Consider the following 14,106-nt stretch of genomic DNA (forward strand, 5'->3'; position numbering starts at 1 on the left):
CGCGTGTTGTGAAATGTGACAATTTGGTTACATTTTAAAATTAATCCCTTCATTCACAGGGATTAATTTTTTGATGCGAAATATAAAGATATCGACACGGCTGATGGCCTTGATTGCATGTGTGGCAATGCTGTTAATTGCTTTGGGAGGGCTGAGCCGATTTGCCCTGCAAAAGGCCAATGCCTCCATGAACACGGTGTATCAAGACCGTGTGCTGCCTCTCGAACAATTAGGTGATCTGGGTTACTTGGTGCCCCGCAATCGCATCCTGGTCATGGACATGCTGTTGCATCCCGAGCCAGACAACGTCCAGAGGCGCAGCGCCGAACTGGAGTCCAACGTGCAGAAAGTGTCGGTGATCTGGGCCGCGTACATGAACACGCAGCTCACCCCTGAGGAAAAGCGTTTGGCCGATGGGTATGCAGAAAAGCGCGCAGCCTATGTTCGCCAGGGGTTGACCCCCGCAGTGGCAGCCCTCAAGTCAGGTGATCGGGACACGGCGCAGAAAATCTACTTGGAACAGATCAGCCCGTTGTCGATGGAAATGCAGAAGTTTGCAGACCTTCTGTTTCAACTGCAGGTGGATGAAGCCAAGGCCGTGTACGACGCGCAGGTCTCGCGCTTCCATACATTCCAATGGATTTCCACCGCGTCGATTGTGCTGAGCATTGGATTGATCGTGGCGCTCGGCTGGGCCATCATCAGCAGCGTGCGCAGCTCCATGCAGCAAGCGCAAGAGGCCGTCAATGCCGCGGCGCGGGGCGATCTGACTTATCCCATTGCAGTGCAAGGGCGGGATGAAGTGGGCGAGCTGATGCAAGCGCTCGCGGCCATGCAAAGCAACCTGGCCTCTGTGGTGGCCACCGTGCGCAGCGGGGCCGATGGCGTTGCCACGGCCAGCTCCGAGATTGCACAAGGCAACAGCGACCTGTCCAGCCGCACCGAACAGCAGGCCAGTGCGCTGGAAGAAACGGCAGCGTCGATGGAAGAGCTGGCCAGCACCGTCAAGCAAAACGCAGACAGCGCCCGCCAAGCCAATCAGCTGGCCGTGAACGCCTCCACCGTGGCGGTGCAGGGCGGCGACGTGGTGGGCCAGGTGGTCAACACCATGAAGGTCATCAACGAAAGCTCCAAGAAGATCGCGGACATCATCAGCGTCATTGACGGCATTGCCTTTCAAACCAACATCCTGGCGCTGAACGCTGCTGTGGAAGCCGCCCGTGCGGGCGAGCAAGGCCGAGGTTTTGCCGTGGTGGCCAGCGAGGTCCGCAACCTGGCCCAGCGCAGCGCCAGTGCGGCCAAGGACATCAAGATACTGATCGACAACAGCGTGACCGAAGTAGCGCGGGGAACCACCTTGGCGGACCAGGCGGGCACGACCATGACCGAGGTGGTCTTGGCCATTCGCCGCGTCACGGACCTGATTGCGGAGGTGAGTGCCGCGAGCAACGAGCAAAGCCAAGGCGTGGCCCAGGTGGGCGAGGCGGTGTCGCAGATGGACCAGGTCACGCAGCAGAACGCTGCGCTGGTGGAAGAGAGCGCGGCCGCAGCCAACAGCCTGAGCACCCAGGCGCAGCAACTGCAGCAGGCGGTGGCGGTGTTCAAGCTGGCTGGCAGCAGCTATCAGGCAGCCGCCGTGCAAAGCGTTGCTCCACGCGCTGTGGCTGTTCCGGCCGCCATCAAGGCCACCGCCAAGGCTGCACCTGCGCGCCAGTTGGCGGCCAGGGCCAGCAGCCCCAAGATGGGGCAGGCGCCCGCCCAGCCCGCAGCGGACAAAGGCGACTGGGAAAGCTTCTGATCGCCGTGGTGCTTTCGTAGCCGCCACCCTAGGCCCGGCGGCATGGCCGGGCCTTTGTTTTTCTGGTGCCCGTTCAGTGCTTCGGGCAATATGGCGGCCATTTTGCAAACCATCGTGTTGTCATGGCGTCTCATCCCTCTTCCCCTCCCAAGCCATCACGCCGCCGCTGGACCTCTGTGCGCATGACTGCGCGCGATGTCGCCCATGATCTGCAGCAGCGTCACAGCCTGCGCTGGCATGGCCTGTGTATTGGCAGCCTGACGCTGCTGGGCATGCTGCTGGCCGCATGGGTGCAGAAGCTGGCGGGCGTGCACATGCTTTCGGTGCGCTACGCCATCACGCTCACGGTGGGGTACGGCATCTATTTGCTGGTGCTGCGCTGGTGGGCCTCCCGGTTGCTGGGCGACGAGGAAGAGAGCGCTGACGTGGATGGGGTGGATGCCCTGGATGTGGCGCTGGACGTGGCCGATCTGGCCCGTGCCGTGCCGCGCAGTGGTGGCACGCGCATGCCGGATGTCCCCAGCTTGGGCGATGTGGCCGATGGTGCGGACGCGGGCAAAAGCCTGGGCGAGTTGGCCAGTGGTGCACTGGACGGGCTGGGCAGCGCCGACGAAGGCGCGGTGGTGGTTATCCCGGTGGTCGCCATCTTCCTGATTGGCGCCGCCGTGCTGGCCGGTGCCGGTGCACTGGCCATGCTGTTCTTCAGCTGGGATGTGTTGCTGGCCGTGGCTGTGGAGCTGGCCTTCTCGGTGGCCGCTGTGCGCGTGGCCACTGGGGTGGAGCGCGAAGGCTGGATCACGGCCGCCGTGCGCCTGACCTGGAAGCCCCTCTTGGGCGCGCTGCTGTGCGCTGTGCTGCTGGGCGCCACCATCGACCATTTCATGCCCCAGGTGGATTCGCTGCCCGAAGCGCTGCGGGTGCTGCAGGGCAAGTGATGGCGAAGTTTGTAGTGTGCTATTGAATATATAGCTGCTAGCGCTTATCCATCAAGCGCTAGAGCCATAAAAAGCATAAAAATTAGAGCGAATGAATACCCCGGGGCTCAGCGCACCCAGGGCATCAGCACCGCGAGCCAGCGCGGGCGCCAGCTCAACGTAAATGCCACGGCCAGCGCGCTGGCGGCCAAGCCCATCACCCACACCAGCGCGGCCATCGAGGCATGGTCCACCGCCAGGCACAGCGCCAGCGAGGTGGCCAGGCCCGCTGCGCCCAGCAGGCGCAGCGCGCGTACGGTGCGTGCGCTGCGGGCGGGCAGTGGGGCGGTGCCGCGCACCTGCTCCCAGTGGGTTTCCATGGCCAGGGCCAGCCAGGCCATGCCCAACACACTGGCCGCCAGGGCTGCGGCAAACATCACGGCATCAGGCATGGACGGTCTCCGTCGTGTTGGCACTCATCGTTGTTGAGCGGGCCGGGGTGGCCGGTGCGCCTTGCGCACGCTGGGTGAGCTTGCGCGCCGCGAGCAGGGCCACGGCCGCGCCAGCCAAGATGAACAGGTCCACGCCCGCCACGGGCCAGTAGCCCGCGCCCAGGGTCTTGATGAGGTGGTCGCCTGTAGTCACCCAGTTCAGCACCACGGCGCACACGGCCAGCCCGGCAATGGCCCAGCACTGCTCGCGCCACGCGGGTGACATGCGGCCCTGCGCCACCGGCGCACTGCGCCAAAAGGCGTGGCCCAGCGCCAGCGCCCAGGTGGCCCAGAAGGCGTATTGCTCCAGGCTGCCACGGTTGGGCCAGCCAGCGGGCACCGCGTCAGGCAGCAATCGGTTGGCAATCAAAATGCCCAGCGCGGCCAGCACCATGCCGGTGACGGTGGTGGTGGCCAGCGCGTCCACCGCGCGGGCGCCCTGGCTGCTTTGCTTGGCGTGTTGCTTCTTGCGCTTTTCCACAAAGAACACAAAGCCCGTGGCAATGCACACGCAGCCCATCAGCCCGCCCAGCACATACATCCAGCGCAGCAGCCAGTGCCTGAAGTGCTGCAGGTGCAGCCCGGTGAGGAACTCGTTGACGCTGTTGACGGCGCTGTGCGGCGGGTCTTCGCGCAGCAGCGCGCCCGTGCTGGCTTTGAAGTGGATGCCGTTGCCCACCAGCGCAATGCGGTCGGTGCCTGCGCGGTACACGCTCACGTAGCCATTGGCATCGCCCACATGCTGCAACGCCAAAAAGCCCACATCGCCCGCCATGCCCTGCGCAGCCCAGCGGCGCTGGGCTTCGGCCACCATCGCATCGACCGAGGCCAGCGGTGCGGGCACGCCAGCGCGCTCGTGCGGCAGGCCCGTCTCGGCGGCTTCGAGCTTTTCGTGCAGCTCGTGCAGCGGGTTGAGCTGCGTGTGCGCCACCGGGAAGTAAACGCCCGCAAAAATCACCAGCCCGGTGAAGGCAAAGAAGAAGTGAAACGGCAGCGCCAGCACGCCCGTCATGTTGTGCAGATCGAGCGCGCTGCGCTGCGTGCTCTTTTTGGGGCGGAAGGTGAAAAACTCGCGGAAGAACTTGCGGTGCATGACCACGCCGCTGACCAGTGCCACCAGCATCATCAGCGCCGCAAAGCCCACGATCCAGGTGCCCAGGTTGTACCAATTCAGGTTCAGGCTGTAGTGCAGCGGGTAGAAGAACTGGCTGCCCACCTTGAGCCGGTCGTCAGGCAGCGATGCGCCGGTGCGTGGGTCGATGGTGCGCTGGCCCCAGGCCACGTCGTCGTGGTCCTTGATGCCAGGCGGCTCGTGGGCAGTAAACAGGCTCAGCACCGGGTCGCGGTGGGTGGTGTAGGCACCCATGCGCTGCATGGTCTCAAACCGCTCGGGCATGGGCAGGCCGGTTTTGGCGCGCAGGGCCTCCACGCTCTCGGGCGTGGGCTGCATGCTGTCAAACACTGGGCGCAGCACCTTGTCGAACGAGGGCATGGGCTGCGGCGCAAAGCGCGACTGCGGAATGGCCCAGCGGTCGATCTCGCGGTCGAACACCGACAGTGCACCAAAGAAGAACACCACCATCAACACAAACCCGAGCGCCAGCCCGAACCAGGTGTGCAGCCAGGTCAGCGCCTGGCGAGCGTTTTGAAACATCGTGATCTCCCTGATCAGACCAAAGTCATCTGCAGCAGCGACGCTGCACCCGCCATCAGCGCCGCTCCGCCCGCCAGCACCGCCCAAGCGCGCGCCAAGCTGCGGGTCGCAAAGGCCCAGCAAAACACCGTGACGTACAGCAAAAAGGCCAGCATGGCGCACAGGTGCTCTGCGTCGTGGAACGACATGCCCAGCGCAAACAGGCCGGCCATGCCCAGGGCCACAAAGCCCCAGCAAAAGGCGTAGCCCCCCAGCACGGCGGCCGCAATGCGCAGCAGCACATGTCTGCGAGGGTTGGAAAGAGTTCCGGTGCTCATGGTGTGGGTCAGCGGGTGAAAATTAATGAGAATGATTAGCGATTATCTATTTATGCCCGGCTCTCGCCAAGCCGCAACCCTGCCCGCCAGCGCGGATAAGCACCCCGGTGGCGATACCTGTGCGCGATCCTGACCCCGCTGCCCGGGCCGTTCGCACTGGGTAAATTCAGTATCGAAATGGCTTGATTCGGTGCATACCGCAGAGAGGAACATCAGTCGTTGCGCGGGGTATGGCTCCCTCTCCCCTCGTGGGAGAGGGTTGGGGAGAGGGGGCCTGCATAAGCGCCGCGCCCGTTTCACCCCTCTCCCCGGCCCTCTCCCGCAAGGGGAGAGGGTGTGAGAAGCCTCTGAGCCATCTGAGATACGTACCTATTCAGGCAAAGTGGCCGCCAGGGCAATTGGAGCGGGCGCTGCCTGCTATCAAAATAATATCAGTCGATGGCCAAGCGGGGCTGACGGGGCTCAGAACCGGTACGTCATGCTCAGGTTGACACTGCGCGGCGCCCCCCAGGTGTAGGTGCTGTACCAGCTGAAGATGGTGTAGTACTTCTTGTCCAGTACGTTGTTCACCGTGACCGACGCCGACAGCTGTTTGCTGAAGTCGTAGCGCGCCATCAGGTCCACCAGCCAGTAGCCCTTGACGGTGTGCTGCATGGTGCCGCCACTGGGGGTGCTGATGTCGCCCCAGGTCTTGTCCTGCCAGCGCGTGCCGCCGCCCAGTGTCAGGCCCGCCAGGCTGCCGCTGAGTTTGTAGCTGGTGTACAGGCTGAATTGGTTGGACGGCGTGAGCGTGGACTCCCGCTTGCCCTGGTTGTGGGACACGCTGTGCGACAGGCCTGCCTGCAGTTGCCAGGCGGGGGTGATCTGGCCCGACACCTCCAGCTCCCAGCCGCGCGTTTTCATGCCTTGCACGGCGCGGTAGGCCGTGCCGCCGCTGGGCGTCTTGCCGCCGCTTTCCACGCCAAAGTTGTCTTGCTCCAGCTTGAACACGGCGACAGAGGCATTCATGCGCCCGTCCAGCAAGGCCATCTTGGCACCCAGCTCGTAGTTCTTGCCACGCAGCGGGTCGAGCGTGCGGCCTTGAACGTCTTGCAACGACTGCGGCGTGAAGATGCCGGTGTAGCTGGCGTACAGCGAATAGGTGTCGTTCAGGTTGACCACCGTGCCCAGGTAGGGCACCAGCACGCCCGACTCGCGCTGTCCAGCCTCTCGGTTGGTGTAGCGGGACCAGCGCCCGCCGGTGATCAGCTTCCAGTCGCTGGCCAGGTTCCAGCGCGCGGCGGCGTACAGGCCGCGCTCGCGGGTGGTTTCGTCGTCGGTGTCTTCTGGGGTCGCGTTCCAGGCAGGGGCTGGCACATTGCCCGCCCAGTGATAGTAGTCATATACGTCGAGGTCGTAGCCATTGCCCTCCCACCAGGCCTTGCTCTTCCAGCGGCGGTTGGCGATGCTGCCGCCCAGCACCAGTTCGTGCTCGCGCCCCGCCAGCTCAAACGGGCCGCTGGCATACACATCGCCCGCGTTGCTGGTGGTGCGGCCAATGTACTGGCCCGCCCACATGCTCACACCGGTGCCGGTGGCTGGATCGGGGAAACCGCTGGCTGCTGCGCCCAGGTTGGCGTTGTAGCCGTTGATCTGGTGGTTGAACTGCGCCTTGGCCACCCAGCCGTTGTCAAACGTGTGCTCCAGCGTGGCAAAGCCGGTGCGGGTGTACTGGTCCCAATGGCTCCAGCGTGCGCCGTTGTTGAAGTCGCGTGGCATCCGGTTGAAGTCGCCCTGCGCGTTGAGCAGCGGAATGCCGCCCCAGGTCGATCCCTCGGGGCTGTTGTTTTGCGCATCCATCCCCAGGGTCAGTAGCGTGCGCGGGGCCAGGTCGGCCTCCAGCACACCGTAGAACACGCCGGTCTGGCGCTGGTAGTGGTCCAGATGGCTTTTGCCGTCCTGGTAGGCGGCCACGCCCCGTGCGCGCACGCTGCCGCTTTCGTTGACGGGGCCGCTCAGGTCCAGCTCACTGCGGTACTGGCTCCAGCGGCCCGCGCTGGCCGTGACGTGCCCTTGAAAGTCGCGCGTGGGCTTTTTGCGCACCAGGTTGATGGTGGCGCCCGGCGTGCCGCTGCCCGTGAGCAGACCGGTGGCGCCCTTGAGCACCTCCACGCGGTCGTACATCACCATGTCGCTGAGCGTGTTGCCCGCCGAGTAAGACGAGTCGCGCATCATCGGAATGCCGTCGTACTGAAAGTTTTGTATGGCAAAGCCGCGTGCGTAGTACTCGGTGCGCTCGCTGTCATAGGTCACCGTGCTCACGCCGGGCGTGTGGGCCATCACCTGGTCGATAGAGGTGAGCTGAAAGTCGTCCATCTTCTGGCGCGTGACCACGCTGACGGACTGGGGCGTCTCGCGCGGGGTCAGCACCAAGCGCGTGGCCGTGGCGATAGCGCCCGGCGTGTACGAGCCCGAGTGCTCGGTCACCTCTCCCAGTTGGTTGGACACCACGGTGACCTCCGACAGGGTTTTGGTTTCGGCGGCGATGCGCGCCACCGTCACCGTGCCATTGCCCACCCTGCCAGACAGCCCCGAGCCTTGCAGCAGCGCATCCAGCGCCTGCTGCACATCACGTGTGCCCTGCACAGCTGGTGCTTGGCGGCCCTGCGCCAGCGAGGGAGAGAAGACCAACTGCAGCTGGGCTTGCCGGGCCAGCTGCTCCAGCGCCGTGGCCAGCGGCTGGGCGGCAATGTCAAAACGGGTTGGCTGTGCGGATGCCACCTGCACCTGCATGGCCAGCGCCAAGCCCGACAGGGCCAGCACCAGCGTGCGTGGGCGGGAAGCGTGAAACTTGGAAACCTGCATCGAAAGTCCTTGAGGGGGTGCAACGAGAAAGACGGCGCGCCATGGCGCGCCGCTCTGCGGCTGAGCCCGTGGGTGGCCTGTGCTCCAGCGCACGGGTTTGCAGCCGTCTGTGTGTTTGACGGATGGCGTTGCAAAACCCTGAAAAAAATCTGAAGAAAGCCGCGCAACGCCTGTGCGCGTGCGCTGCGGCGTAAGCCACGAAGGGCTTTGGGCGGGTTCAGGCAGGGGCGCCTGTCGCCATCTCTACGCGCATGCCGCCGTCGCCTTGGGGGTGCAGCCGCACGGGCAGCGCCTGGGGCAGTGCGCGCAGCCAGGCCTGCGCGTTGGCAATGCGCACCAGCCCGCTCACGGGCAAATGGGCTGCCGCACCCGTGGCCGACAAGTGCGCGGGCGAATAGCGCTGCAGCCGCTCCAGCGCCTGGCCCAGGGGCGTGTCGGTAAATACCAGCTCGCCCCGGCGCCAGGGGGCGACGGCATCGGTGGCCAGCTCGCGCCGCGCCAGCCCATCGGGCGCAATGCGCAGGGCTTCGTCAGCAACCAAGACTTCGGCAGCCCAGCCTGGGCCGGGCTGCACCTGCACACGGCCCGATTCCACCTGCACCAGCACGCCACCGGTGCCGGGCAGGCGCTCCACCCCAAAGCGCGTGCCCAGCACCGTCACGCGCACGGGCCCGGCATCGACCACAAAGGGGCGTTCGGCATCGCGCGTCACTGCAAAAAATGCGGCGCCCTCGTGCAGCGCTACCGTGCGCGTGCGGGCGGTGAGCGTGACCGAGGTGTGGCTCAAGGCGTCCAATTGCAGCGTGCTGCCGTCAGGCAAGGTATAGCGCGGCAACTGCCCGCGTCCACTGCGCTGTGCGGCTTGCCACTGGGCGGCATCCGCACGCTGCGCTTGCCACAGCTGCCAGGCCAGCGTGCCGCTGCAGCCCAGCCCGGCCAGGCCCAGCAGGGCCGTCAGGCTGCGCCGCCGGTGCATTGCGCGACCTGTAGCGTTGGCACTGGTCGCTCCGGCACCTGCGGGGGGCGATCCGCGCCAGCGGTGCAAGGCGTCCTCCACGCAGGCGTGGGCCAGCATCAGGTCGCGCTCTACAGTGTTCAGCGCCACGCCCAGGCGCAGTGCAATGTCGGCCTGCGCCTCGCCATGCACCCGGTGCGCCACAAAGGCCGTGCGGGCGCGTTCGGGCAGCGTGGCCAGCGCCTGCTCCAGCGCCTGCAGGGCCTGGCGGTACATCAGGTGCTCGGCCGCATCGGGCACCCGCCGCGGCGACTGGTGCTGGCGCGTGGCAGCGTCGTACAGATAGTCCGCCTGCAGTCGGTCTTTGCGGTGCTGGTCCATGGCCAGGTGCTGGGCCAGCGTGGTCAGGTAGGCGGTCGGGTTGCGCAGCGCCTGGGGCGGTGCGCCCTGCGGCGCGTCTGCCATCGGGGCAGGCATGCCACGCTTCTGCTCGGCCAGCCGCACCCAGGCGTCATGCACCAGATCGCGTGCGGTTTCCGCACAGCCGGTGCTGCGCCGCGCCACCCGCAGCAGGTGCGCATACGCCGGTTCAAACTCGTTGAGCAGCGACTGCGTGAAGCGGGCGGGCAGGGACATAGGTGTGTCATTCTATCTTCATAAACAAGAATCATTCTTGTTCATTGGGCGTGCCGACGCCTTGCTCGGGTGCGGTGTTCGCCCGGACACTCACCTGCGCGAGCGCTTGCATCTGGTGCTGGTCAGATGCCGCTGCAGCCCGAAAATTTCAGCTCAAATTGGCCGCCATGGAGCATGGAGATTGCGCAAGATGCTATTGATTTTGTAGTGAGTGTGCAGCCGTGGCTGGCGCAAGGTGCAGGGGTTGGTGCGGGCTTGCTGCCATGGCGCATGCCGTAGCGGCTGCAATGTCATACCGCCGCCCCTAACATCGCGGCCTCTGGAGACCCTTGCCTGTGCTGTTCAAATTTTTCGAGAAACGCGTTCTTTCCTACCCGGCCCACGAGCCCACCCTGCCGCCCAAGGGCTTTGTGGCCTTTGTCTGGGCCTGCGCGCGCGGTGTGCGCGGCTACGTGCTGGCCATGGCGGGCCTGTCGGCCCTGATTGCCGTGTACGAAGCGCTGCTGTTTGCCGTGCTGGGCCGCGTGGTGGACTGGATTGCCGGCGCCACGCCCGCCACGCTGTGGGCCCAGCGGGGCAATGCCATGCTGTGGGTGGCTGCCGCCATGGTCGCCAGCATCGTGCTGGTGGCGCTGCAAACCAGCGTCAAGCACCAGGCCCTGGCCATCAACCTGCCGCTGCGCCTGCGCTGGAACTTTCACCGCCTGATGCTGGGCCAGAGCATGGCCTTTTATGCCGACGAGTTTGCGGGCCGCATCACCACCAAAATCATGCAGACCGCCCTGGCCGTGCGCGACATGCTCTTCACCACCACCGACGTGGTCGTGGGCATGGGCGTGTACCTCGTCACCATCTTGCTGCTGGCAGGGGGCTTTGATGCGCGGCTGTTGTTGCCCTTTGGTGCCTGGATGGTGTGCTACGGCCTGGCCTGTTGGTACTTTGTGCCGCGCCTGGGCCGGGTCAGTCGTGCCCAGGCCGATGCCCGCGCCCTCATGACCGGGCGCATCACCGACGCCTACACCAACATCGCCACCGTCAAGCTCTTCTCGCACACCCACCGCGAGGCCGAATTTGCCCGCGCCGCCATGGACGCCTTCAAGCTCACCGGCTACGCGCAGATGCGCCTGGTCAGCCTGTTTGAAATCGTTAACCAAGTGCTGGTGGTGGGCATGATCCTGGGCGCCTGCGGCACCGCCTTGTGGCTGTGGACACAAGGCCAGGTGGGCGCAGGCGCCGTGGCCGCCGTCACGGCCATGTCCCTGCGCGTGGCGGGCCATGCGCATTGGGTGATGTGGGAAGTGACGCGCCTGTTTGAAAGCGTGGGCACCATCCAGGACGGCATCAACACCCTGACCCGCCCCCGCGCCGTGCTGGACGCCCCCGGCGCCAAGCCCCTGCAGGTCACACAGGGCGAGGTGCGCTTTGAGCAAGCCCGCTTTGCCTATCAAGAGGGAGGGCGCCCCGTCATCGACGCGCTCAACCTCACCATCCGTCCCGGTGAACGCATCGGCCTCATCGGCCGCTCGGGCGCGGGCAAGTCCACGCTGGTCAACCTGCTGCTGCGCTTTCATGACCTGCAAGGCGGGCGCGTGCTGATCGACGGGCAGGACATCGCCCACGTCACGCAAGACAGCCTGCGCCACGCCATCGGCATGGTCACGCAAGACACCTCGCTGCTGCACCGCTCCATGCGCGACAACATCCTGTACGGTCGCCCCGACGCCACCGAGGCCGACCTGCACGCCGCCGCCGAACGCGCCGAGGCCGCCGCCTTCATCGACACCCTGACCGACCCCCAAGGCCGCCGGGGCTATGAGGCCCATGTGGGCGAGCGCGGCGTCAAGCTCTCGGGCGGCCAGCGCCAGCGCGTGGCCATCGCCCGCGTCATGCTCAAAGACGCGCCCATCCTGCTGCTGGACGAAGCCACCAGCGCCCTCGACTCTGAGGTCGAAGCCGCCATCCAGCAAAGCCTGGACGGCCTGATGCAGGGCAAAACCGTCATCGCCATCGCCCACCGCCTGTCCACCATCGCAGCGATGGACCGCCTCATCGTAATGGACGCAGGCCGCATCGTCGAAGAAGGCACCCACGCCCAACTGCTGACCCAGGGCGGCATCTACGCCCGCCTGTGGGCGCACCAGAGTGGCGGGTTCTTGGGAGAGGCGCAGCGCGGCGAGGAGTGAGGCGCTGAAGTGCCCAGCGGGCAGTAGGGGCTAGCGTTCCAACTGCCCCCGCAACTGCTCCAGCAGTTCCATCAACTGGGCCTGCGCTGCGGCGGGCACGGGCTGGAGCAGGTCCGCAGCCACGGTGCTGCGGGCCTGGCGCACGGCGTTGAACAGGGCCTGGCCCTGGGGGCTCAGGTGCAGGCAGCGGCTGCGTTTGTCGTGCTCGTGCGGGGCGCATTGCAGCCAGCCTTTGTCCAGCAGCAGGGCCACCAGGCGGGCGATCTGGGCTTTGTCGGCGCTGGCGTGTTGCACCAGTTCTTTTTGCGTGGCGCCGGGGTGGCGCCCCACGAACATGAGGGCGCGCACCTCGTTGTGCGTCAGCTCGGGGTGGATGGAGGCCACCCCCTCCATCATGCGGGCGCGGTACACATGCACCAGGTCGTGCATGGCTTCAAAAATCTGGGCGGGGCGGTTCGTGGGCATAGTTTTGTTGTTGACAAAGTCAACCAAATGCATGATATTTGGTTGACTTAATCAACAATTTTAAATCGTGACCCAGCATTCTGATCCCTCTTTGACTCTATCGACTCCTGCCACCGCAGACGTGGTCGACCCTTTGGTCGTGCAGCGTGTGCGCCACCCCCTCAAGGGGCGGCATGTGCAGGTGGTGCGCCGTACGCAAATCAGCCCCGGCTTTGTGCGGCTGACGCTGGCAGGCCCCGACATGGCCGATTTTGTGAGCGCCGGGTTTGACGACCATGTGAAACTCATCTTGCCCGCGCCGGGGCAAGAACGCGCGAGCCTGCCGCAGCTGGTGGACGGGCGGCCGCAGTTCAGCGAACCCCGCCCGGTGCTGCGCGACTACACACCCGCCCACTTTGATGCGGTGCAGGGCACGCTCGATATCGAGGTGGCCTTGCACGATGCCGGCCCCGCATCAGACTGGGCGGCCGCTGTGCAGGTGGGCCAGTGGGCGGGCATTGCGGGGCCGCGCGGCAGCCTGGTGATCCCGGTGGGGTTTGACTGGCACTGGCTGCTGGGCGATGAAACCGCGTTGCCCGCCATGGCCCGCCGCTTGGCCGAGCTACCCGCCGCCACCCGCGCCGTGGTGCGTGTGCAGCTGCGCAACCCGCAAGACCAGCGCACGTTGGCATCGGCAGCGCAGCTGGACGTGCAATGGGTGAATTCGCTGACCGAGGCTGCGCAGGCGCTGGCCGTGCCCGCAGGCACCGGCTACATCTGGGCGGCAGGCGAGCACCACGACATGGCCGCGCTGCGTGGCGTGCTGGCCTCCAAGCCGGGTGTGGACGCCAAGCGCATGCGCATCGCCGCGTACTGGAAGCGCGGCGAGGCCGACCACCACGAGAACCTGACGGCTTGAACCGGCAGGGAAGCTGAACGCTTCAGCGTGCAGGCAGCGCGCTGCGCGCCTGGGCCTGTACGGCGGCGGTCATGTGGGCCAGGGCCTGCACGTTCAGCCGCCAGTATTGCCAGTACAGCGCCACGTCCACGGGCTTGCCCGGAATCAGCTCGACCAGCGTGCCCGCGCGCAGGTGGCTGTCGACCATGGGGTCTGGCGTCATGCCCCAGCCCAGCCCGGCCTCGGTGGCTTTGACGAAGGCGTGCGCCTCGGGCAGCCAGTGCACGGGCGGAGTGAGGGCGCGGCGGGTGATGCGGCGTACAAAGCGCTCTTGCAATGCGTCTTTGCGGTTGAACACCAGCATGGGCGCCAGCGCTAGGGTTGCCGCCGTCACGCCCGTTGCAAAGTGCCGTTGCACAAAGGCCGGGCTGGCCAGCGCGCGGTAGCGCAGGGTGCCCAGGGGCAGCACCTTGCAGCCCTGCACGGGCTGGGGGTCGGCCGTCACGGCGGCCATCACCCGGCCTTCGCGCAGCAGGTTGGCCGAGTGGTCCTGGTCTTCCACATGGATGTCGAAGGTGATGGGCTGACCCTCGGCCGCTTGAGCCATGGCCGCAGGGAACCAGGTGGCCAGCGAGTCTGCATTGACGCCGATGGCCAGGCGCGTGGCGCTGCGCTGGCCGCCGCCAATGGTGGCCAGCGCGTCGGCCTCGCTCAGGGCCACTTCGCGGGCATGGCGGTACAGGGCCTGCCCGGCATCGGTGGGGGTGCAGGGCGTGGCGCGGCGCACCAGCACCTGGCCCACGCGTTCTTCCAGCAGCTTGACGCGCTGCGACACGGCCGAGCGGGTGACATGCAGCACGGCGGCGGCGCGCTCAAAGCTGCCCTCGTCGATCACCGTGGCAAAGGCGTTGAGCTGGGCAGAGTCGAGTTGCATGGGTGGTTAGCCAAATTGACGGATCGTTAAAAAGTATA

Annotated in this window: 11 protein-coding genes; 4 read left to right on the plus strand and 7 right to left on the minus strand. The window is 66.0% G+C overall.

Annotated features, from left to right (window positions below):
- Positions 1–73: 73 nt before the first annotated feature.
- Positions 74–1,798, plus strand: coding sequence for a methyl-accepting chemotaxis protein (locus C8C98_RS22175; RefSeq protein ID WP_121453983.1), 1,725 nt, complete (start codon positions 74–76; stop codon positions 1,796–1,798).
- Positions 1,799–1,980: 182 nt separating this feature from the next.
- A complete protein-coding gene (locus tag C8C98_RS08940) occupies positions 1,981–2,733 on the plus strand; it encodes a hypothetical protein (RefSeq protein WP_121453984.1) in 753 nt (250 codons plus the stop codon).
- Between the two features lie 107 nt (positions 2,734–2,840).
- Here C8C98_RS08940 and C8C98_RS08945 read toward each other — a convergent pair whose 3' ends face one another.
- The 5 genes from C8C98_RS08945 to C8C98_RS08965 form a co-directional block, all read right to left on the minus strand.
- Positions 2,841–3,164 (minus strand): DUF3325 domain-containing protein, encoded by a 324-nt coding sequence (locus C8C98_RS08945; RefSeq protein ID WP_121453985.1) that lies wholly within the window; start codon positions 3,162–3,164, stop codon positions 2,841–2,843.
- Complete coding sequence (locus C8C98_RS08950; protein ID WP_121453986.1) at positions 3,157–4,857, minus strand: PepSY domain-containing protein; 1,701 nt, start codon at positions 4,855–4,857, stop codon at positions 3,157–3,159. The genes C8C98_RS08945 and C8C98_RS08950 overlap by 8 nt, the downstream gene beginning before the upstream one ends.
- Positions 4,858–4,871: 14 nt before the next feature.
- Entirely contained in the window at positions 4,872–5,174 is a 303-nt protein-coding gene (locus C8C98_RS08955; protein ID WP_121453987.1) for an iron uptake protein, read from the minus strand.
- Positions 5,175–5,636: 462 nt separating this feature from the next.
- A complete protein-coding gene (locus C8C98_RS08960; protein ID WP_233574500.1) occupies positions 5,637–8,018 on the minus strand; it encodes a TonB-dependent receptor in 2,382 nt (793 codons plus the stop codon).
- Between the two features lie 217 nt (positions 8,019–8,235).
- Complete coding sequence (locus C8C98_RS08965; RefSeq protein WP_121453988.1) at positions 8,236–9,609, minus strand: sigma-70 family RNA polymerase sigma factor; 1,374 nt, start codon at positions 9,607–9,609, stop codon at positions 8,236–8,238.
- 338 nt (positions 9,610–9,947) lie between these two features.
- Here C8C98_RS08965 and C8C98_RS08970 point away from each other — a divergent pair, with 338 nt between their 5' ends.
- Positions 9,948–11,792, plus strand: coding sequence for an ABC transporter ATP-binding protein (locus C8C98_RS08970; protein ID WP_199726649.1), 1,845 nt, complete (start codon positions 9,948–9,950; stop codon positions 11,790–11,792).
- A 30-nt stretch (positions 11,793–11,822) separates the two neighbouring features.
- Here the strand turns inward: C8C98_RS08970 and C8C98_RS08975 are convergent, their stop codons facing one another.
- On the minus strand, positions 11,823–12,257 hold the full coding sequence (locus C8C98_RS08975; protein ID WP_121456157.1) for a MarR family winged helix-turn-helix transcriptional regulator: 435 nt from the start codon (positions 12,255–12,257) through the stop codon (positions 11,823–11,825).
- A 91-nt stretch (positions 12,258–12,348) separates the two neighbouring features.
- On the opposite strand from C8C98_RS08975, the gene C8C98_RS08980 reads away from it, so the two are divergent.
- On the plus strand, positions 12,349–13,155 hold the full coding sequence (locus C8C98_RS08980; RefSeq protein ID WP_121453990.1) for a siderophore-interacting protein: 807 nt from the start codon (positions 12,349–12,351) through the stop codon (positions 13,153–13,155).
- Between the two features lie 22 nt (positions 13,156–13,177).
- Here the strand turns inward: C8C98_RS08980 and C8C98_RS08985 are convergent, their stop codons facing one another.
- Positions 13,178–14,068, minus strand: a complete 891-nt coding sequence (locus tag C8C98_RS08985; protein WP_121453991.1) for a LysR family transcriptional regulator ArgP — start codon at positions 14,066–14,068, stop codon at positions 13,178–13,180.
- Positions 14,069–14,106: the final 38 nt, after the last annotated feature.

The sequence above is a fragment of the Acidovorax sp. 106 genome (genome assembly GCF_003663825.1).
Taxonomy (GTDB): Bacteria; Pseudomonadota; Gammaproteobacteria; order Burkholderiales; family Burkholderiaceae_C; genus Acidovorax.